21 protein-coding genes are annotated in these 20488 nt (G+C 60.0%); 8 read left to right on the top strand and 13 right to left on the bottom strand.

Translation table 11 applies throughout. The annotated features are described in order from the left end of the window. Window positions 1–2: 2 nt before the first annotated feature. The 4 genes from ACYBHZ_RS07630 to ACYBHZ_RS07645 form a co-directional block, all read right to left on the bottom strand. Window positions 3–1292, bottom strand: a complete 1290-nt coding sequence (locus tag ACYBHZ_RS07630) for a peptidylprolyl isomerase (protein ID WP_460273658.1) — start codon at window positions 1290–1292, stop codon at window positions 3–5. A gap of 157 nt (window positions 1293–1449) precedes the next feature. Next, window positions 1450–3657 (bottom strand): LPS-assembly protein LptD, encoded by a 2208-nt coding sequence (locus ACYBHZ_RS07635; RefSeq protein ID WP_460273659.1) that lies wholly within the window; start codon window positions 3655–3657, stop codon window positions 1450–1452. A 4-nt stretch (window positions 3658–3661) separates the two neighbouring features. After that, entirely contained in the window at window positions 3662–4759 is a 1098-nt protein-coding gene (lptG, locus tag ACYBHZ_RS07640; protein WP_460273660.1) for an LPS export ABC transporter permease LptG, read from the bottom strand. After that, the gene (locus ACYBHZ_RS07645) at window positions 4756–5880 is read right to left on the bottom strand and encodes an LptF/LptG family permease (RefSeq protein ID WP_460273661.1); all 1125 of its coding nucleotides are present in this window, start codon (window positions 5878–5880) and stop codon (window positions 4756–4758) included. Before ACYBHZ_RS07645 ends, lptG begins: the two co-directional genes overlap by 4 nt. A gap of 163 nt (window positions 5881–6043) precedes the next feature. On the opposite strand from ACYBHZ_RS07645, the gene ACYBHZ_RS07650 reads away from it, so the two are divergent. The 3 genes from ACYBHZ_RS07650 to ACYBHZ_RS07660 are packed head-to-tail and all read left to right on the top strand — an operon-like array spanning window position 6044 to window position 8615. Beyond that, on the top strand, window positions 6044–7510 hold the full coding sequence (locus ACYBHZ_RS07650; protein WP_460273662.1) for a leucyl aminopeptidase: 1467 nt from the start codon (window positions 6044–6046) through the stop codon (window positions 7508–7510). A gap of 6 nt (window positions 7511–7516) precedes the next feature. After that, window positions 7517–7978, top strand: coding sequence for a DNA polymerase III subunit chi (locus ACYBHZ_RS07655; protein ID WP_460273663.1), 462 nt, complete (start codon window positions 7517–7519; stop codon window positions 7976–7978). A 1-nt stretch (window position 7979) separates the two neighbouring features. After that, window positions 7980–8615, top strand: coding sequence for a LysE family translocator (locus ACYBHZ_RS07660; protein WP_460273664.1), 636 nt, complete (start codon window positions 7980–7982; stop codon window positions 8613–8615). Window positions 8616–8629: 14 nt separating this feature from the next. Here the strand turns inward: ACYBHZ_RS07660 and ACYBHZ_RS07665 are convergent, their stop codons facing one another. From ACYBHZ_RS07665 to ACYBHZ_RS07675, 3 genes are all read right to left on the bottom strand, one after another. Beyond that, a complete protein-coding gene (locus ACYBHZ_RS07665; protein ID WP_460273665.1) occupies window positions 8630–9199 on the bottom strand; it encodes a retropepsin-like aspartic protease family protein in 570 nt (189 codons plus the stop codon). Window positions 9200–9284: 85 nt separating this feature from the next. Then, a complete protein-coding gene (locus ACYBHZ_RS07670) occupies window positions 9285–9911 on the bottom strand; it encodes a MarC family protein (protein ID WP_460273666.1) in 627 nt (208 codons plus the stop codon). A gap of 4 nt (window positions 9912–9915) precedes the next feature. After that, window positions 9916–11763, bottom strand: coding sequence for an ABC-F family ATP-binding cassette domain-containing protein (locus ACYBHZ_RS07675; protein ID WP_460273667.1), 1848 nt, complete (start codon window positions 11761–11763; stop codon window positions 9916–9918). Between the two features lie 143 nt (window positions 11764–11906). On the opposite strand from ACYBHZ_RS07675, the gene ndk reads away from it, so the two are divergent. After that, window positions 11907–12329, top strand: coding sequence for a nucleoside-diphosphate kinase (gene ndk / locus ACYBHZ_RS07680; RefSeq protein WP_460273668.1), 423 nt, complete (start codon window positions 11907–11909; stop codon window positions 12327–12329). Window positions 12330–12413: 84 nt separating this feature from the next. Here ndk and ACYBHZ_RS07685 read toward each other — a convergent pair whose 3' ends face one another. The 4 genes from ACYBHZ_RS07685 to kdsA all read right to left on the bottom strand — a co-directional run bounded on the left by ACYBHZ_RS07685 (window position 12414) and on the right by kdsA (window position 14213). Continuing rightward, window positions 12414–12590, bottom strand: coding sequence for a YqaE/Pmp3 family membrane protein (locus tag ACYBHZ_RS07685; protein WP_460273669.1), 177 nt, complete (start codon window positions 12588–12590; stop codon window positions 12414–12416). A 69-nt stretch (window positions 12591–12659) separates the two neighbouring features. Next, window positions 12660–12998 carry a TfoX/Sxy family DNA transformation protein gene (locus tag ACYBHZ_RS07690; protein WP_460273670.1) on the bottom strand — a complete coding sequence of 113 codons (339 nt, stop codon included), beginning with the start codon at window positions 12996–12998 and terminating at the stop codon, window positions 12660–12662. Window positions 12999–13076: 78 nt separating this feature from the next. Then, on the bottom strand, window positions 13077–13232 hold the full coding sequence (locus ACYBHZ_RS07695) for a hypothetical protein (RefSeq protein WP_460273671.1): 156 nt from the start codon (window positions 13230–13232) through the stop codon (window positions 13077–13079). A gap of 144 nt (window positions 13233–13376) precedes the next feature. Continuing rightward, the gene (kdsA, locus tag ACYBHZ_RS07700; protein ID WP_460273672.1) at window positions 13377–14213 is read right to left on the bottom strand and encodes a 3-deoxy-8-phosphooctulonate synthase; all 837 of its coding nucleotides are present in this window, start codon (window positions 14211–14213) and stop codon (window positions 13377–13379) included. A gap of 132 nt (window positions 14214–14345) precedes the next feature. On the opposite strand from kdsA, the gene ACYBHZ_RS07705 reads away from it, so the two are divergent. From ACYBHZ_RS07705 to modC, 4 genes are all read left to right on the top strand, one after another. Beyond that, window positions 14346–14726: a winged helix-turn-helix domain-containing protein gene (locus ACYBHZ_RS07705; RefSeq protein ID WP_460273673.1), complete on the top strand. Its 381-nt coding sequence runs from the start codon at window positions 14346–14348 to the stop codon at window positions 14724–14726. A 65-nt stretch (window positions 14727–14791) separates the two neighbouring features. Beyond that, a complete protein-coding gene (modA, locus tag ACYBHZ_RS07710; RefSeq protein WP_460273674.1) occupies window positions 14792–15565 on the top strand; it encodes a molybdate ABC transporter substrate-binding protein in 774 nt (257 codons plus the stop codon). A gap of 17 nt (window positions 15566–15582) precedes the next feature. After that, complete coding sequence (gene modB, locus ACYBHZ_RS07715) at window positions 15583–16275, top strand: molybdate ABC transporter permease subunit (RefSeq protein ID WP_460273675.1); 693 nt, start codon at window positions 15583–15585, stop codon at window positions 16273–16275. After that, window positions 16275–17387, top strand: coding sequence for a molybdenum ABC transporter ATP-binding protein (modC, locus tag ACYBHZ_RS07720; RefSeq protein WP_460273893.1), 1113 nt, complete (start codon window positions 16275–16277; stop codon window positions 17385–17387). The genes modB and modC overlap by 1 nt, the downstream gene beginning before the upstream one ends. On the opposite strand, the gene ACYBHZ_RS07725 is transcribed toward modC, so the two are convergent. Then, window positions 17384–17818 (bottom strand): universal stress protein, encoded by a 435-nt coding sequence (locus ACYBHZ_RS07725; RefSeq protein ID WP_460273676.1) that lies wholly within the window; start codon window positions 17816–17818, stop codon window positions 17384–17386. The two genes, modC and ACYBHZ_RS07725, sit on opposite strands and share 4 nt — an antisense overlap. Then, complete coding sequence (locus tag ACYBHZ_RS07730; protein WP_460273677.1) at window positions 17815–20418, bottom strand: TRAP transporter permease; 2604 nt, start codon at window positions 20416–20418, stop codon at window positions 17815–17817. Before ACYBHZ_RS07730 ends, ACYBHZ_RS07725 begins: the two co-directional genes overlap by 4 nt. Window positions 20419–20488 lie beyond the last annotated feature (70 nt).

Here is a 20488-nt window from a genome sequence, read left to right on the forward strand (position 1 = left end):
CCTTATGGGATCACGATGGTCGCATCGGCCCGCATTTCGGCGATGAAGCTGTCGGCCAGCGCGCTGATCCGCTGAGATTGCAGCTGGTTGCGCACAGCGTCGCGGTCTGCATCAGCGGAGGCGGCGTAGGAGCGGCCACACATCATGAGGAAGACGAGCGTCTGACCATCGGCGCGGGTCAGGTTCGTGGAAACCTCGCCCGGATCGAGCTTGGCCAGTTCCAGAGCAACGTCATTGGGGATTTGGTCGACGGGCAGCGTGTCAATCTGAAGCACGCTTTCCGGCTCGCCCTTGGCAATGCTGTAAAGATCTTCGCACGTGTCGACGCTGGCCTTCACCTGGGCGGCGCGTTTGAGCGCGGCCTCGGAGCGGCCACCGGCGATGTAATAGGCGGCGTATTCGATGGCGTCGGCATTCGGCGTCGGGGTGTTGGTCTCGGCGATGGAGCGCAGTTGGAAAATGCCGATGGCGTTTCCGGTCGAGAGCGGCGCACTGATTTCACCGGGTTTCAGCCCCATGACAGCGGAGCGCAGCGGCGGTGGCAGATCGCCGATCGAGGCCCAATCGAGACGGCCCGCTTTTTCGCGTGAAGGTGCGACGGAGTATTTCTCAACGGCTGCGGCGAAGGCGGAGACAGACGGGTTGGCCGCGATCTGTTTCGCGAGCGCGTCGGATTGTGCGGCTTCTTCGGCATTGCGGGCCGGGAGGAAGAGTTCGGACAAGAGAACGCGCATGCCGCCGGACGGGCCGGTGCCTTGCAGCGCCTTGTCGATCTCTGCCTCAGAGACCTGCGCCTTGGAAGCAAAGCGCGCGCGGGCATATTCGCGCCAAAGATACCCGGAAGACACGAAGTCACGCACGGTTTGCGCGGAGACACCGTTTTGTGCCATCAAAGACAAGAATTGTTCCGGTTTGAGATCGCCACGGGCGGCGAAGTCCCTGATCCCGGTGGCAACCTGTTCGTCCGTGAGCTTGAAGCCGACGCGGTCGGCGGCCTCTTGTTTGAGGCGTTCGTCGATCAGGGCGTCCAGAGTTTCCTTCTGGCCTTGCGCACCGCCGAGGATGGTCAGCATCTGCATGCGCTGATTCAGTTCGTAACGGGTGACCACCTTGTCGTTCACGTAAGCGACCGGAGCAAAAAGGTTTTGCGCAGTCGCCAGAGTGGGGATGGCAAGTGCCAAACCGAGAACCCCGCTTCGGATTAGGGAATGCCGAGCACGGCCTCCCTGCATCAGTGCGCGAAGACGGCTTGCCGTATTTGCAAGAAGATCAGCCCCGAATTTGCGTGTCATGACCACTCCCATGTCGCCCCCGTAACGGGTGGCTTTTAAAATGTCGTTTTCTTTCTAGGAGGTTTCGCGCTCTGGGCCAAGCGGATTGCTCTGCCAGATGTGGCGCTTACTCCATGAATGGCGGTGAGCGGCTTCAAACCTACGTGTTTCGGCCGCTTCAGAAGGCGCATGTGTCCGCCTTGTTCGTGTTCTCGCCAAAGGCCCCGAACCCCACGCTAAAGGTAAAGCGGGTTGTCGGATCGAGATCGTCCGTCTCCCAATAGCGGCGTGTCAGCCCCAGATTGATCCGGGTGCACTCGTTCTCGAATTTTACGCCGAGGCCGGTTCGTGTGGTTTCCTCGTTGTAATAATCGTGACGATATTCGCCAGTGAGGCTCCAAGTGTCAGTCAACTGCCATTCGCCATCGAAAGCGAATTCGTTAATCGGTTCATCGCGGTCTTCGAGTGCATCGGCGATCACGTAGCTGTAGGTGGTGCCGATGCTGTAACGATCCCGGACGTAATCGAGGCGGGTGTCCGATTTCGTCAGTTCGGCGTCCGTGCTGATGAGGGAGCGCGTGGACAGCGACAGGTGCTCATTGAAGCGGATGCCCCCGGCGATAAGCCAGTCCGACGCGGTCGTCGACAGGCCTGAGGCGTCGGAATAAGGTTCCGTGTCTTCGAGGTAGAGCACACGTCCGAGGGTGATCGCATAATCGAGCGTCTCGCCATAATGGGCAAAGCGAAGGCCTGCGGCGCTGGTCCAACCGGTTTCGCGCTCATCGGACCCGGAGAAGCGGGCGAGGGTCAGCAGATTGCCCTCATCAAATTCGACGATATTGGAATCCGTATCCGGCACGGACCCGCCGATGCTGTCGGACCAACCGACTTGCAGGATTGGTTCCAAAATCTCCGAAGCGCCTGTTGCGGTGCTGCGCGAGAGCGGCCAGCTCAGCTTGGTTTCCGCGCTTCCGGTCAGGCGGAGTACTTCGCTGTCGTAGGAGGAATACTGCCGAATGAAATAGGCGTCCGTATACATCGAGGCGCTGTTGTCCAGGCGCAGGCCCGAGGAGAAGATATGGCTGCCGCTCCAGGTGCTTTCGGCCCCGATGCGCAACACGTCGCCGCCATCTACGTCCTGATCCGATTCGCGGTAATAAGCCGAGGAGGAAACGCCAAAGCTGAGCCGTCCGGGCAGCAGAGAGGGATCGAGATATTTCTCGTAGGCAAATTCGCCGATGATTGCGGGGCGGGTGGCGCTGTTGTCACCTAAGTACCGGCTATAGGCCAGATCGAGATCAAGCGCTTCGCCGGTCCGAAAGCGGGAGAGCCGAACACTGGAGGTCAGGTAGTCGCTATCGGAAATGTTGTAATCGGCGAGATAGGACGTATCCGAGACGGCATTGAGATCGATGTCGAGCGTCAGCCCCTTCGCAAGCTCCCATGTTCCCTGGCTGGAGATATAGGCCCGCAAACCGTTCGAGGTGTCATCTGAGCTCAGCGCACCGTTGACTTCGAGTTCGCCATTCCAGAAGGCCTGACGATACCGCAGGTTCATCGTCGTCGTTCCGGTCGCCAGATAGGGCGTGACGGTCAGGTCGCGGCTGTCACCCAAAGTGATGAAATAGGGAATTTTGACCCCGGTGCCGAGCGTGGAATCGCTGCTAATCTCGGGAATGAGGAAACCGTTTGCCCGGTCCAATGTCGGGTCTGGAACACGCAAGTGCGGCAGCCAGAGGACGGGAATATCGACGACGCGCAGATGCGCATCGGTGAAGTAAAGCTGGCGGGTCTCGTTGTCGTGAATCACGTCTCTGGCGCGGATTTCCCAGAGCGGAACCGGCCGTGAAGCACAGACCTCACAGGTTGAGGCGACAGTGTTTTGGAGACGCGTATAGCGGCCCTCTACGACGTCGAGACGGGAGGCGGCAAGTTGCATCTGGCGCGCGATGACCATACGCGCGGATGTGAGCAGGCCGTTTTTCAGCTCCGTGTCGATCTCTGCCGCAGAGGCGAGAATCACGGTGTCACCATCGCCTTGGGTCAGCCGGATCGGGCCATCGATGGTCATGGCTCCGGTGTTCTGATTATAGGCGATGCGGCTTGCCGTGAGCCGTTGGTCTCCGCGCAGCACTTCAACCGATCCGGTTGCGACCAACATGACGCCATCGAAGGCAACGCTGTCAGCCATGAGTGCTGTGGATTGAGCGGTGTCCTGCTGCGCAATGGCGGGTGTCGGATCAAATACGATCAGGCCAAGCCCGGCGCTCAATGGCGCGAAAACAGAGACGCCAAGGGCAGCACTTTGGGCGAGCGTCTTGAGAGGACGCAAGCGGAGATGAGGGCGCGGGCGGCGCGGAAGAGGGGCCGGACGTGAAGCAGTCATTTTTCTATCCATCCTCTAAATGCAAGAGAAGGGCAAGAGAGCCGAAGATGACGGCGAGCGGCGGGGCCCATGCCGCCAGAGAAATCGGCAGCAAGGCGTTCTGTCCCATCACGATGGCGAAAGAGCGCAGGAAGTAGAAGCCGAAGGAGATCAAAACCGCGATCAGGATGCGCGAGGAGGTCTTGCCGAGACGGGTGTGCCGCATCGTGAAGCCCGCCGCGATCAGCACCATCGCGACGAAGGTGAAAGGCAGCGCCAGCTCGCTTTGCAGCCACATCCGGTATGAGCGGGCGGAGAACCCGGCCAGTTCGAGCTTTTCGATATAGGCGTTCAATTCCCAGAAAGGCACGGATTCAGGCGCGCCGAAACGATCTCGGATTTCGTCCAGTGTCAGTGAGGTGGGCAGGGTCAGTTGCTCATGTTCTGTTGCGGCCGCCTCGGGGTTGGCCGCGCCTTCGAGCGGCCAGCGTTTGGCGTCCGTAAGCACCCATTGCGCGTCTTCTATCCGCGCGGTTTGAGCTTCTATGCGAAAGAGCGGCGTGCCATCCGTGGTGAAGCCGACGAAACTCACGTCTTGAAGCTGGGAGCCGTCGAGGTTGGAGCGCGTGGCGCGGATCACCATTTGACTGCTGCTGTTGCCTTCGCGGAGCCAAAGGCCTTCGTCAGACACGGAGAAGACCTGCCGCTCTCCCTGCTTCAAAAGCTCTTTCAGATGCTCATAGGTCCGTTCTGTCGTGGCCGTGATCGGGTTGAAGACCGCGACGCAAAGCGCGCCGAACAGAAAGGCGACGACGATGGGCGGGACCAAAGACCGCAGGGCGGAACGTCCGGCGGCACGCGCGACCACCAGTTCGGAAGAGCGCGCCAGCCCGAGAAACAGCACGAGTGTGGCGATCATCACGATGATCGGCAGAATTTCGTAAAGTGTCCGCGGCGTCCTGAGAAGCGCCATACGCAAAATGGTCGCATTGTTGACATCAAGATCGGAAAAGTTGCGGATCAGGTCGAGGCTTTCCACCATCGCTATCAGCCCGGCAAAAAGCGCAAGCACGATCAACAGAGCGCGAATGAAGCGGCGGGCGAAATACAGGTCGAGTTTCATGCGGAGGCCTCCCGGGACGGGGTGTCGTCTCCCTTATGTCGACGGCGCGAACGCCGTGGGTGGGCCGTTTTCCACATCAGACCGAAGGCGGTCCCGATGGCCAGAACCGAAGCGAGGTAGCGCAGCGGCCAGAGATCGGGATTGCGTTCGATCACGCCTTCAAAGGTATTGTCGAGCGACTTGACGATGACCAGAAGCAAGATGGCGAGCATGATCTGGCGCCACAATCCGAAGCGCGAGAAACCGCCGACCAGAAGGGCCGCGAATCCAACGAGACAAATGGCGACACCCTGAACGGCTTTGTTGGTGCGTTGGGTGATTTCCGCGAACATCTGCATCGGTGTTTTTTTCAATGTCTCTTGCAGGTCGGGGCTCGCTTTGAGAAGCGCCAAGCTGTCAGTGGAGCGGATGGAGGCTTTCGGGCCGCGCGTTGAGCCAAACATGCTGATGCTATAGGCGAAACTGTCGAACCGAGTCACCGACAGGCGGTTTTCCTCGATGTCATAGGTCTGGCTCATACCATCGAACATCAGAAGCATTGGGCCTTCGTCGTCTTTTACGATCAGCGCGCGACGCGCCAGATAGCTTTGACGTTCGCCAGCCGTCCAGCTGTTGGAGAGATAGACATCCTCTAGCTCACCGGCCGCAGTGATGTTGCGCACGTAAAAGGTGATGCCTTTCAGAGGGTGCACAAAGGAGCCTTCGGTGAGCAGACGCGCGGTCACGTCCTGTGCAATCTCGGCGCGGCGCATGTCGAGTTCGCGCTGCGCCATAGGCACCAGAAAATGCGCGAGAATGGCGACCATAAGGCCAACGATCACGCCGAAGATCAGCACCGGACGGGCGAGGCGATAGGGCGAATAGCCTGCAGCCTGAACCACGACCAGCTCGGATTCGGAGGACAGCCGGTTGGTGACATAGACCACGGCGGCAAAGGCGGCGACGGGCAGGAGGTTCAGAAGAATCGATGGCAGCGACAGAAATGTCAGCTGTAGGAAGGTCGCGGCGGATTGTCCGTCGCCCAAAAGCCAGTCCAGCATGCCCACGGCGCCATTGACCCAAAACACCAATGCCAGAAGCAAAGAGAAGAAGCCGAACAGCATCAGCAGTTGCTGAAGCATGTATTTGTCGAATCTTCCCAAACCTCTGGCCTCGATACCCGTGTTTCCGTTCTGGCGGACTTTATCCGCTGTGGACGCGGGGAGAAAGATGCAATCTCGCACTGGTCAGTCCTGTTTGGGACCGCTACCTATGTGGAACCCGTCTCACAACAAAGGATTTCCCATGACCGCGCTTGCCCAGATCACCGTCACCGAATTCGACGTCGATGCCATTGCCGGAGCCGCCGGACGCGTGGCCGTCTTGGTGACGCCCGAGGGCAAAATGAGCCCGGCCGCACGGCGGATCAATCGGTTGACCAAGGGAGCCTTGGCGCGGTTCATTGAGAGCCCGGCGTTTGAGAAACTCGAAGAAGGCTCGGCGCAAGACCTCGCTTACCCCGTGGGCATGGCGGCTTCTGCGGTGCAGGTTGTGAAACTCGGCCATCAGGCCTCCACCGCGCTTTGCCGTAAGGCCGGTGCTGCAATTGGCGGGGCGCTGGACAAGGACGGTGCGCTGGTGCTGCCCGGCAGCCTCAAACGCGTCGAAGATTTGGCCCTCGGCGTCATGCTGCGCCACTATAGCTTTACGGCGCATAAGACTTCTGCTGAGGAGGCTCCTGTCCCCGCAGTGACTTTCGCGGTGACGAAACCCGAGACGGTGGACCTGACCGCTGCAACCGCGCTGGCCGAAGGCGTGTTCTTCACCCGCGATCTGGTGTCCGAACCGTCGAACGTGTTGAACACTTCGGAATTCGCATCCCGCCTGAGCGAGCTGGAAAGCCTCGGCGTGAAGGTCGAGGTGCTCGAAGAAGATCGCCTGAAAGAGCTCGGCATGAACCTGCTGCTCTCTGTCGGCCAAGGCTCCGTGACGCCAACGAAGATGGTGGTGATGGAATGGCAGTCGGGCGGTGAAGAGCCGCCGCTGGCCCTGATCGGCAAAGGCGTGGTGTTCGACACCGGCGGTATCTCGCTGAAACCGGCGGGCGGTATGGAAGATATGACCATGGACATGGGCGGCGCGGGCACCGTGTCGGGCGTGATGAAATCTCTCGCCCTGCGCAAAGCGCCGGTGAATGTCGTCGGCCTCGTCGGCCTCGTTGAGAACATGCCGAGCGGCGAAGCGACGCGTCCGGGCGATGTGGTGAAATCCATGAAGGGCGACACGGTCGAGATCATCAACACCGATGCAGAAGGCCGTTTGGTTCTGGCCGATGTGCTTTGGTACGCACAGGACCGTTTCGCGCCGCGCGCCATGGTCGATCTCGCAACGCTCACAGGGGCCTGCATGGTGGCGCTCGGCAATGAGAATGCCGGTGTCTTTTCCAACGACGACGCGTTCTGCAATGGCTTCCTGAAGGCGGCAGAAACCGAGGGCGAGGGCGCATGGCGTCTGCCTTTGGGACAGGGCTATGACGACCTGATCAAGTCCGACGTGGCGGATATGAAAAACGTTGGCCCGCGTTGGGGCGGCGCGATCACTGCAGCGCAATTCCTGAAACGTTTCGTCAAAGACGACACCCCGTGGATTCACCTCGATATCGCCGGGGTCGCCTCGCTGAAATCCGCAACGACGCTGGCCCCGAAAGGTGCGACCGGCTGGGGTGTTCTGGCGCTCAACCGGATGATCGATGAGATGAACAAGAAGGACTAAGGCCTTATGGGCGCAGTCTATTTCTATCACCTGACCCAAGCGCCTCTGGTAGAGACGCTTGGCACGCTTGCGGAGAAATCTCTGCAGGCGGGCTGGCGTGTCGAGGTGCGGGGGCGCTCTGAACAGATGCTTCAGGCGCTCGATCAGGCGCTTTGGCTGCGCGAAGGATTTCTGCCGCATGGCGTGGCAGGTGGACCGCATGATGCAGCGCAACCGATCCTGTTCACGACAGGCCATGGCGGCAATGCGGCCTCCTGCGTGATGAGCGTCGGCGGCGCGGATTTGACGGCTGAGGAAATCGCCGCTCTGGATCGCGCCTGTATCCTCTTTGACGGATATGACCCAGACGCGGTGCAACACGCGCGGGTGCAGTGGAAAACGCTCACCGACGCCGGGGCGGAGGCCCAATACTGGTCAGAAGAAAGTGGCCGCTGGGAGAAGAAGGCGGAAAGTAAGAAGGAAGCGTGACATGAGCCTGCAAGAGATCATGACGTTCGCGTTGGTGGCGTCGCTTTTGGTGATGTCGCCGGGGTCGAACGGGGTGTTGATCGCGAAAACCGTGCCCAGCTCCGGGCGCGCGGCGGGGTTTGCCACGGTTGCGGGTTTCGTCTCTGCATTTTACCTGCATGGTGCGCTATCGATCGTCGGGCTTTCGGTGCTTTTGGTGCAATCGGCCACGGCGTTCATGATCGTCAAACTTCTGGGGGCGGCATATCTGGTCTGGATTGGGGGTAAGGCGCTGCTGTCGGCATGGCATGGTGTGTCTTCGCTGGAGGTTGCGCCAGTACGTCAGGCACGGACGCTGTCGCATGCCTATCTCGAAGGTCTTTTGACCAATGCGCTCAATCCGAAAGTGTCGATGTTCTACCTCGCGGCTTTCCCCCAATTCATCAGCCCGGGGGAAACGCCCATGCTCGCCAGTTTCACGCTGGTGGTGATCCACTCTCTGATCAATGCGATCTGGTTCTCGGTGATGGTGCTGCTCTTTGCGAAGCTGACCAAAAGCCTCGGCGGCGGTCGGTTTCAACGCTGGCTCAAGGGGGTCACGGGCGTGGTCTTTCTCGGGTTTGCCGCAAAACTCGCATCCGCGCGCGCGATGCCCTAAATCTCACCTCAATCTCACCGCGTCAAAATCAACTTGTTTTGCTTGATTTCGATGCTCTCGTAGCGCTGCAGATAGTCCATCCCCAACAAAGACCCGAACAGCTCCCCGTCCGTAACATAGGCGCGCACGCGGCTGTCGGTGATGCCTTCAAGGTTGAGCGTGTCAATCCGCACGGCGGCCGTTCTGACGGAGCCGTTCGCGGTCTGGGCGCGGCCAGTGAAGGCGAGATTGTCGGTGTCGATCCCCGCGCGCTTGGCGTCATCGAGCGACAAGACCACGTTGGAAGCCCCTGTATCGACAAGGAATTCGACGGGCGTGCCGTTGACTTCGGCCATGACGGAGAAATGGCCTGAATGATCGCGGTCCACCTCAACCGTGCCGTCGCCGATGCTCATTTGCGACGGCGCAAGGCGCGGGCCGACGTCCTGCCAAAGCCCGTAACCCGCAAGCACACCGATAAAGATCAAAGCCCAGAGCACAGCATGGCGCACCATCTGGCCCATGCGTTTGCGGTTTGCGACGATGTAATAGAACCCGACCGCTCCAAGGAGCAGTGACAGATAGAGAATGCGGGCGGTGTCCATTTGGTCCATGGCTACAAAGATAGGCATCCGGGCGCGGTTTGTCAGTGGGACAATCTGTTCCTGACGAAAACGTCAGGGCATTTTGTCAGCCAGCGAAAAACAGCGCCTTGATCCCGTCCGCGACGAATTGCACGGAAAGCGCGGCCAAAAGCATGCCCATCAGCCGGGTGACCACATTGATTCCGGTCGCGCCCAAAAAGCGTTCCATGGCGTTGGAGAGGGCGAAGAATGTCAGGCAGACGGCGAGTACGGCGACGAGAACGCCGAGCATCATCAGGACGCCGGGAACGCCATTGGCCTGATCGATCAGAAGGATCATTGAGGTGATGGCTCCGGGGCCTGCCAGAAGCGGTGTGGCGAGCGGGAAGACAGAGGGGTCTTCCACCGGTTGGTGTTCCGGGTGCTGCGCATGTTCTTCGCGCCGTTTGCTGCGTTTCTCGAACAGCATTTCAAGCGCGGTGAGGAACAGAAGAAGCCCGCCCGCGATGCGGAAAGCGGGCATGGAAATGCCGACGAAAGTCAGGACATGATCCCCAAAGAGACCGAAAAGCGTCAGGATGCCAAAAGCGATCAACACGGCGCGCAAGCCGATGGCGCGGCGGTGTTTCGCGCTCGCGCCTTGGGTCAGCGCCACGAACAAGGGCGCCAGCCCGATCGGGTCGATGATGACGAAAAGCGTCATGAAAGCAGTGATCAGCACCTGAAGTTCCAAAGCGTTATCCTCCCGCCGCTTCGAGTTTTTCCAGCGCCGCCATCCAAAGCGCCTCTGCGCGGTCCATCGCCTCGGACACTTCGGCATACTTCTTTTGCCAGACGATAGCCGCGTCCTTGTCTTCGTAAAGCTCTGGATTGGCGAGTTTGACCTGAAGCTTCTTGCTCATCTCGGTGAGTTTGCCGACACGCTCTTCGCATTTGCGCACGTCGGAGCGCAGCGCGAGGATTTCGTCGCGGGACGCTTTCTTGGGTTTGGGCGCGGGCTTTTGTTTCGGTTCTTTCGGCTTCTCGTCCCCTGTGATGAGGAAGCGGCGATAGGCCTCCAAATCTTCCTCATAGGGCTCCACGCGACCGTCTTTCACGAGCCAGAGGCGATCCGCCACGAGGCTCAGAAGGTGCATGTCGTGCGACACGAGCACCACGGCCCCGGTGTATTCGGTCAGCGCTTCCACGAGGGCCTCACGGCTCTCGATGTCGAGGTGGTTGGTCGGTTCGTCGAGGATCAGAAGGTGCGGGGCGTCGAGTGTTGCGAGCAACAGGGACAGACGCGCTTTCTGGCCACCGGAGAGACGCCCGACCTCGGTTTCCGCCTGATCCGCGCCAAGGCCGAAACCGGCAAGACGCGCCCGGAGCTTGGTTGGCTCAAGGTTCGGCAAAGCGCGGCGCAGGTGTTGGAGCGGCGTCTCGTCGAGATGCAGCTCATCGACTTGGTGCTGGGCAAAGAACCCAACGCGCAGTTTCTTGTGCCGGGTGATGTCGCCGGACATGGCGGGCAGGCGGTCGGACAAGAGTTTTGAGAGCGTCGATTTGCCCTCACCGTTGCGACCCAAAAGCGCGATCCGGTCGTCTTGGTCGATGCGCAGGTTCAGCCGCTGCAAAATGGCCTTGCCGTCATAGCCGACGGAGCCGCCTTCGATCCGAAGGATCGGCGGGGAAAGCTCCTCGGGTGTCGGGAAGGTGAACACCATGCGCGCGGCATCTTCCGGTGCGGTGATGGTTTCCATCTTCTCCAGCATCTTGACGCGAGACTGTGCTTGCTTGGCTTTCGAGGCCTTTGCTTTGAACCGGTCCACAAAGCTTTGCAGGTGGGCGCGGTGCGCTTCCTGTTTTTTTGCGGCGGCGGCTTGCACAGCGCGCTGTGCGGCGCGGGTGCGGGCAAAATCGTCATAACCGCCGGAGTAGAGCGTGAGTTTCTTGCTCTCCAGATGCAGGATCGCCCCCACGGCACGGTTCAAAAGCGCACGGTCGTGGGAGATCAGCAGAACCGTGTGCGGGTATTTGGCGAGATAGGTCTCAAGCCAAAGCGCCCCTTCAAGGTCGAGGTAGTTGGTCGGCTCGTCGAGCAGAAGGAAGTCGGGCTGCGAGAACAGCACGCCAGCCAGAGCCACACGCATGCGCCAGCCGCCGGAGAAAGCGGAGCAGGGCATGAGGATTTCTTCGTCGTTGAACCCGAGGCCCTTGAGAATCGAAGAGGCGCGCCCTTCGGCGGACCATGCGTCGATATCAGCCAAACGGGTCTGAATGTCCGCGATCCGGTGCGGGTCAGTGGCGGTTTCTGATTCCGCCATCAGGCTCGCACGTTCTTTGTCTTCGGCCAGAACCGTGTCCAACAGAGAGACCTCGTTGCCCGGCACTTCTTGGGCAACGCCGCCGATGCGGGCACGGGAGGGCACCTCGATGGAGCCACCCTCAAGGACCAACTGGCCCTTGATGATGCGAAACAGCGTGGTCTTACCCGCGCCATTGCGGCCCACGATGCCGACCTTGTGGCCGGTGGGAATGGTGACGGAGGCATTCTCGATCAGAGTGCGTCCCTCGACGGAATATGTGATATCGTGGATCTTAAGCATAAGGCTCCCATGCCTGAGCGCGCGGGTAAGGTCAATCACCGCTTTTCAAACCGCTTTGCCCGTGTTATCCGGCCCGCAATCTTCGGGCACCGGATCATCCGGGCCTGTTTTCACTGCAAACCGAGATCCAAGAGGCTTTTCCCATGGCGATCCAGCGTACCTTCTCCATCATCAAACCCGACGCCACCAAGCGTAACCTGACCGGCAAAATCGTTGCCAAGTTCGAAGAAGCTGGCCTCCGCGTCGTCGCTTCCAAGCGCATCCAGATGACCCTTGCTCAAGCACAGGCGTTCTACGGCGTGCACAAAGACCGTCCGTTCTTTGGCGAACTGTGTGAATTCATGATCTCCGAGCCGGTTGTTGTGCAGGTTCTCGAAGGTGAAGACGCCATCGCGAAAAACCGCGAAGTCATGGGCGCCACCAACCCGGCCGACGCTGCTGAAGGCACCATCCGCAAAGAGTTCGCTCTCTCCGTGGGCGAAAACTCCGTGCACGGTTCTGACGCTCCGGAAACCGCTGCTGAAGAAATCGCTTTCTTCTTCTCCGGCATCGAGCTGGTTGGCTAAGCTGTTCTCAGCCAAAGTCGTTAGAAAAGGCCGCCTGTGAGGGCGGCCTTTTTCATATGTGATCATGTCCGTCGTGGCGGTCGATCAAACGTGCCCTTCTTCCGGTGTCCGCGCGATAATCCAAACGGCATGTACGATGCCGGGGATATAGCCCAGAAGCGTCAGCAGAATGTTGAGCCAAAACTGCTTGCCCAGCCCAACCTGCATGAACACGCCGAGCGGCGGCAGGATGACGGCGGCAATGATGCGGATGAGGTCCATGTCTCTCTCCTTTGTGCTTTTGAGAAAGAACGTGGAAACGGCGTCAAAAGTTCCGAGTAAGCCGGAGTTCTAGCGCCTCAAGCCTGTTCCGATTACGTTTAAAACGGCTTCAATCCCCAAGGGAACGGCGCTTTCATCCCTTTGCACAGAGGCGACAATCGCGTCGAACCGTTCCCGAAGCGCGTCTTTTTCTTTCCCCTTGCAGTCGTTCCAAGGGCGACCTTGTAGCCCCATGACAATGCAATAGTATCCGATGAAATGCGGACGCGATCCGCTGGTAAGAAGGCGGCGATAGGCGGCATCCGGCCCCATCTCGCGGAGCTCCTCGGCGGTGGAGATCCCGGCGCGGGCGAAAGACGCGTCGGACGCGGGGCCGAGATTTCGGATGGATGAGACGGGTGAAGGCATGGCGAGGCTCTGGGGCAGGGATCAGCCCAATGTCCCGCAGCCCGCGAGACGGGTCAAGCTGGTACGCTCTCGCCTCGCTCAGATCATGGCCCAGTCGGTGAAGATGATCTGCGGCCTTTTTCGCGCCGCGACGGTCGGCTGCCCATCCATATGAATGGGCGTCTGTTGCTGCGGCATCGGCTTTTGATAGGCCAGCGGCGGGATCGTGATTGAATGTTTTTCCTGCGGTTTCATGGCGGCACTCCTCACATAGGTGCGCCACGCTTTAGACTGTGGCACAGGATAGAGTTTGAGGAACACCAAAGGCGAAATTCAGGACGCTATTGCGGTCACCCCGGGGCATTTCCCCGGGATTTGTGGTAAATTACTGAGGTTCGGTCAGGCGGGTTTGACGACGCTGTCGAGCGCGTGCAGCGTGGCCAGAAGCGGTCCGAGCTCTTCGATCCGCAGCATGTTCGGCCCATCCGACGGTGCGTTGTCCGGGTCTTCATGCGTCTCGATAAAGAGGCCCGCAACGCCAACGGCGACCGCCGCGCGCGCCAGCACCGGAACCATGGTCCGGTCGCCGCCCGTAGAGGTGCCTTGGCCGCCGGGCTGTTGCACCGAATGGGTGGCGTCCATGATCACCGGATAGCCGGTCTGGGCCATGCGCGGCAGGCCACGGAAATCGCTGACCAGAGTGTTGTAGCCAAAAGACGTGCCGCGTTCGCAGAGCATGATCTTGTCATTGCCGGTGGAGGCGAGCTTGGCGGCGACGTTGTCCATGTCCCACGGGGCGAGGAACTGGCCCTTTTTGACGTTGATCGCCTTGTCGGTTTCGCCCGCTGCGAGCAGAAGATCGGTCTGACGGCACAGAAAGGCCGGGATTTGCAGCACATCGACGGCCTCGGCGGCCATCGCGCATTGCGCGGGTTCGTGCACGTCGGTGATCACCGGGCAGCCGAATTCCTCGCGGATTTTCGACAGGATGGTGAGGCCCTTTTCAGCGCCAAGGCCACGCTTGCCCGATAGAGAGCTGCGGTTGGCTTTGTCATAGGAGCCTTTGAACACAAACTCGGTGCCGGTCGGGGCGCAGGCCTCCGCGATCTTTTCAGCCAGCATACGGGCGTGATCAAGGCTTTCCAGCTGACAGGGGCCAGCGATCAGGCCAAAGGGGCGGGCGTTGGAAAAGGTGACGTTTCCGATTGCGACGTCTTTGGATGCGGTAGCGCTCATGTCGGGCTCCTTGAGAACGGATTTGGCCTCCTATCCCATGAAGCGGGTGTGGGGCGCAAGCTCTAGCGCCGTTGTTGCGAACGGGCTGCGCGGGTGCTTGCCAGTGGGCTGTCGCTGCGGCACAACAGGAGAATGACAAACAAGACCCCTCTTGATGACGACACGCGGCTACGCCTTCGGATTTATTTCGGAGAGCGGTTGATGCTTGGACCCGGCAAGGCCGACCTTCTCGAAGGCATTCGCGAAACCGGTTCCATTGCGGCGGCGGGGCGAAAGATGTCGATGAGTTACAAGCGCGCGTGGTCTTTGGTCGAAGAGATGAACCATGCGTTCAAAGAGCCACTGGTGGCCTCTTCGCGCGGTGGAACGAAGGGCGGCGGGGCGCATCTGACGGAGGCCGGTGAGCTTGTCTTGGCGCATTACCGCGAGATTATTGCGCTCACGACAGAGGCCTGTGCGGATCGGATCGATGCGATCCGGGAGTTGCTGATCGATATGTCTGGGGGAAAATAACGCTTGCCTGTGTCATGAGGTGTTGCGATATGTTTGTGGAAACATATCCATACTAGGAAAACTTTATGACTTTTGCTATCTCGCGCAGAATGTTGGCGCTCACTGTGAGCCTCGCGGCTCTCCCAGTTGCAACACAGGCCGAGGACATCACTGTCTTTGCAGCGGCAAGCATGACCAACGCTCTGGCTGAAATCGAAAAGAATTTCGAGGCGGAGACGGGTCATAGCCTTGCGATTTCTCTGGCAGGGTCTTCCGCACTCGCTCGGCAAATCCAGCAGGGCGCTCCTGCAGATATTTTCATTTCGGCCAATCCGGGTTGGATGGACACTTTGGAGAGTGATGGGCTTTTGGAAGACGGCAGCCGTTTTGATCTGCTCAATAACGCTCTGGTGCTGGTTGGCTCCGAAAGCGATGTCGCGCCGGTCAATATTGGCAGTGATCTGGATCTGCCGGGAATGATCGGTGACGGGTATCTCGCGATGGCTCTGGTCGATGCGGTCCCGGCGGGGATTTATGGCAAGGCCTCGCTCGAAAGCCTTGGCCTTTGGGATGAGATCGAGCCGCAAGTGGCGCAGGCCGACAATGTGCGCGCCGCTCTGGCATTGGTCGCGACGGGAGAAGCGCCCTACGGCATTGTCTATGCCACGGACGCTGTGGCAGAAGATGGCGTTTCCGTCGTCGGAACCTTCCCGTCAGACAGCCATCCGCCGATTGTCTATCCGGCCGCAATTCTGGCTGGTCATGAAGGGGCTGCGGCCGAAGAGTTCGTCGCCTACCTCAAGGGCGATGAGGCGCGGGCCGCTTTTGAGCGGCAGGGCTTTGTCGTGGTTGCGCAATAAACGGGGGACTGCCTTTGTTGGACTGGTTGGGACCGGATGAATGGCGGGCCGTGGCGCTTTCGCTGCGGGTGTCCTTTTGGGCCATGCTTGTAAGCCTGCCTCTGGGCATTCTGACGGCCTACGCCTTGGCGCGCTGGTCCTTTCCGGGGAAAGCCCTGCTCAACGGGCTGGTGCATCTACCGCTCATCCTGCCGCCTGTGGTCACGGGGTACATCCTGCTTTTGACTTTCGGAGTGAAAGGCCCCGTCGGCAGCTTGCTCAATGAAATAGGCATCACCTTTGCCTTTCGCTGGACCGGTGCGGCGCTGGCGGCGGGGGTTATGGCCTTTCCGCTCATGGTGCGGGCGATCCGCCTGTCGATCGAGGCGGTGGACCCGAAACTGGAACAGGCCAGCGCCACCTTGGGCGCGGCCCCGATCTGGGTCTTTCTGACCGTCACTCTGCCGATGAGCCTGCCGGGGATTTTGGCCGGAGCCATTTTGGCCTTTGCCAAGGCGATGGGAGAGTTCGGCGCGACCATCACCTTTGTCTCCAATATTCCCGGCCAAACCCGCACCATTCCTTCGGCGATCTACGCCTTTTTGCAGGTGCCGGGCAAAGAGGGTGCGGCGCTCAAGCTTGTGCTTGTTTCCGTCACGGTGGCGATGGGGGCCTTGTTGATCTCTGAAATTCTCGCCCGCCGTGTGGCGGATCGGGTCGGGGGGAAATGATGCTATCCGTTGATCTTCATCATCGCTTCGAAGGGTTCGAGTTGAGCGCACAATTCGAGGCGCCGCCGGGGCTTACGGTTTTGTTTGGGCCCTCCGGGTCGGGCAAATCCACGGTGATCAACGCCGTCGCAGGTTTGCTCAAGCCGGAGTACGGGCGGGTGGCTGTCGGGGATTGGACCTTGCTCGACACAGATGCACGGCTTTGCCTCAGGCCGCATCGCCGTCGCCTTGGCTATATCTTCCAAGAAGCGCGGCTGTTCCCGCATCTGACGGTCAAACAGAACCTGAACTATGGCGCATGGTTTGCGCCCAAGCACGCCCCGCGCGAAGACATGAGCCGCGTGGTCGATCTGTTGGGGATCGGAGCGCTCCTGGAGCGGCGTCCGGGCGCTTTGTCCGGCGGAGAAAAGCAGCGGGTGGCGATCGGTCGGGCCTTGCTTTCGGCACCGCGTTTGATTTTGGCGGATGAACCGCTCTCCGCGCTCGATGAAACACGCAAAGGAGAAATCCTGCCGTATTTCGAGAGGTTACGCGACGAGGTCGAGATTCCGATCCTCTACGTCAGCCATTCCGCCAGCGAAGTGGCGCGTTTGGCGACGACAATCGTGGTGATGGAAGGCGGCAAGGTCGTGCGTCAGGGCACGGCGGCTGAGGTGCTTGGCGATCCGTCGGTTCTTCCGGTCGGTGCACGGGAGGCCGGGGCCGTGCTGACAGCCGCCGTTAAAAGGCATCACGCGGATGGGTTGACCGAACTTGATGCGGGTGGGGAGGCGCTGTTCCTCCCGAAACTCTCGCAAGCCGTGGGACAGTCTGTCCGCGTTCGGATTGCGGCCCATGACGTCATCCTGTCACGGCACCGGCCCGAAGGGCTGTCGGCGCTCAACATCCTGTCCGGGACGATTCACGCATTGCGTGGAGATGGGGCGGGGATGATTGTTGCGCTGGATACAGGCGCGGGCAGGGTGCTTGCGCGGATCACGCGGCGCTCTGCGGCGGCTTTGGACTTGTCTGTCGGGACCGAGGTCCACGCGATTGTCAAAACCGTTTCGGTCGCATCAACGGACATCGGGGCGGTGTTCCGATCTGAAACCCGCCCCGAGGCTTTTCTTTAACGCACCACGTAAACCGATGCGCTGGAGTGGCGCACCACGCGGGCCGCGTTCGGCCCGAGCAGGTAGTCTTTGAGATCGGGGCGATGCGCGCCAAGGACGATCAGATCGGCCTTGTCCTTTTTCGCCGCCTCAAGGATTTCATGGTAAGCCGTGCCAACCCCGACGATATGGCGGACATTGGTGTTGGCCTCCTCGCCGAGCGCTTCTTTGACAAGCTCGACCATCACCGCCTTGGCCTTTTTGAGCGCGTCGTTGGTGTGGCCCTCTTCGAAAAAGCCGCCAACGATGCTCATGCCGTAATCCGGAATGACGCTGATGATATCGAGCTGCGCCCCTTCGAGTTCTGCAATGCGGTAGGCGCGTTGCAGAACTTTGATCTCATTTTCGGCGCGGTTCACATCAATCGCACAGAGAATGGTGTTGATACTCATGCCGGAACTCCTTTGGTAACCGCCGCACGGCGGGATTGCAGAACGGTGATCAGACCCAGAAGCAACAGCGCAGGGATGAAAATCAACTCTTTCGGAAGCTGATCAGACGGGGCCTGCACCGAAGTGATCTCGACCGGATCGTCGCCATAAAAGTCGAAGCTTGCCAGCTTGTCGGAGAGCGGCGTTCCGAACATCGGCTCTTCAAGGATCATCTTGTCGCCTTCGGGCATCAAGAAAAGCCCAAGAGCGTCAAGACGGCCTTGAAGATCTGCATCCGCCACATCAAGGACTACGGTCAGATCCTTCATTTCGAGCGTATCAAAATCCGGCCCCGAGATCACCACGCGAAGCTGAGACCCGGCGGGCGCTTCTTCGAGGGCTGTCTCGAAGGCAGCCGGTGCTGTGATGTGATACGGGTGCTGAATCTGGTTCATGAAGAAGCCCGGACGGAACAGCGCGAAGGCCACAAGCAAGAGCGCAACGGTTTCCCAGATGCGCGATTTGGTGATGTAGAAGCCCATCGTTGCCGCCGTGAACACCAGAATACCGATGGTCGCGATGATGAAGACGATGATGCCCTGAACCCAGGTCACGTCGATCAGCAGGAGATCGGTGTTGAAGATGAACACGAAGGGCAGGGCGACGGTGCGCAGGCTGTAGAAGAACGCCGTGAAGCCGGTGCGGATCGCGTCGCCGCCGGACACCGCCGCCGCCGCGAAACTCGCGAGCCCCACAGGGGGCGTCACATCCGCCATGATCCCGAAGTAGAACACGAAGAGGTGCACAGCGATCAGCGGCACGACGAGGCCGGATTGTGCGCCCAGTTCAACGACCACGGAGACCATGAGCGAGGAAACCACGATGTAGTTTGCCGTGGTCGGAAGGCCCATGCCGAGGATCAGCGACAGGATCGCCACGAAGAGAAGCATCAGGATCAGGTTGCCGCCGGACAGGAACTCGACGAAATCCGCCATCACCTGACCGATCCCGGTCAGAGACACGGTGCCGACGATGATGCCTGCGGTCGCGGTGGCAAGACCGATGCCGATCATGTTGCGCGCGCCGTCGATCATGCCTTCGATCAGATCTTTGAAACCTTCTTTGAGGCGCGCGACGGCTTCGCTTTCGCCGCGGAACATCGCTTTGAGCGGTTTTTGCGTCAGCAGGATGAAGAACAGCAGGAAGGTTGCCCAGAAGGCCGACAGACCGGGAGATTTACGCTCGATCATCAGGAAATAGACCAGCACGATGATCGGCATCAGGTAGTAGAGCCCGGCTTTCCAGAGTTTGGCGATATCGGGCAGTTCGACCACTTCGGCGTTGGGATCGTCGGCTTCGAGATCATCGGAGTCTGCGGCCAGTTTGATCAGACCGATATAAATCGCACCGAGCAGGACAGCGAGGATCCAGCCTGCGCCCTCCGGCACCAAGGAGGTGATCATCCGGACCGGGTATTGGGTGGCATAGCAAAGCGCGCCGAAACCCGCGAAGAACAGGAACATGCCCATGATCGTGCGCCAGAGCGACACGACTTTGTTGCCGATGGTCGGCATGTTGTTTTTCACCGCTTCAAGGTGAACGATGTAGACCAGAGCGATGTAGGAAATGATCGCAGGCACGAAGGCGTGTTTGATCACTTCAAAGTAGGAAATGCCGACATATTCGACCATGAGGAAAGCGGCGGCGCCCATGACGGGCGGCATGATCTGGCCGTTCACGGAGGAGGCCACTTCGACGGAGCCGGCTTTCTCGGCGGAGAACCCGACACGTTTCATCAGCGGAATGGTGAAGGTCCCGGTGGTCACCACGTTGGCGATGGACGAACCGGAAATGAGACCCGTGGCGGCGGAGCCGACAACGGCGGCCTTGGCCGGGCCACCGCGCAGGTGACCGAGCGCGCCGAAGGCCATCTTGATGAAATAGTTGCCCGCGCCCGCCTTATCGAGCAGCGCCCCGAACAGAACGAACAGGAAGACGAATTTGGTCGACACGCCAAGCGCGATGCCGAAGACGCCTTCAGAGGTGATCCACATATGCGACATGGCTTTGCGCAGAGACGCGCCCGCCCAGCGGATTTGATCGGGGACCAGTTCGGAAGAGCCGAAGAAGACATAGAGCAGGAAGACGATCGCGAGGGCCACCATCACGGGGCCCAGCGTGCGATAGGCCGCGATGAACAGGAAGGCGAGGCCAACGAGGGCGAACCAAGCGTCGGTCGTGTCCGCGAGACCGCCATTGTCCACGATTTTTTGGTAGAAGAAATAGCCATACATGGCGAGGGCGGCACCGGCGAGGGCGAGCACCCAGTCATACCACGGCACGCGATCTTTCGGTGCGGATTTGAAGAGCGGATAGGCCATCGCAGACAGGAAAATCGCGAAAGCGAGGTGAATTTGCCGCGAGTTGTTGATCAGATCGCCGGGCAAAATATAAGGCGCGACGGGCGAGGCCAGAAGCACCTGAAACACCGACCAGATCAGCGCGACGGCGGCAATCATCTTGCCGATGGGTCCGGGAACGATACGGCCGCCACTGTCGGATGCGGCAACGAGTTCCTGGAGTTCCTCTTCGTTTAAGGCGCGATTTTCGCGTTCGGACATATGGCCCCCTGTCCCGGCTGACACCCTCCCCAAGTTGGCAGCCAATTGTTTCTGTTGAGAAATTCTTATT

Source organism: Celeribacter sp. ULVN23_4 (genome assembly GCF_054788345.1).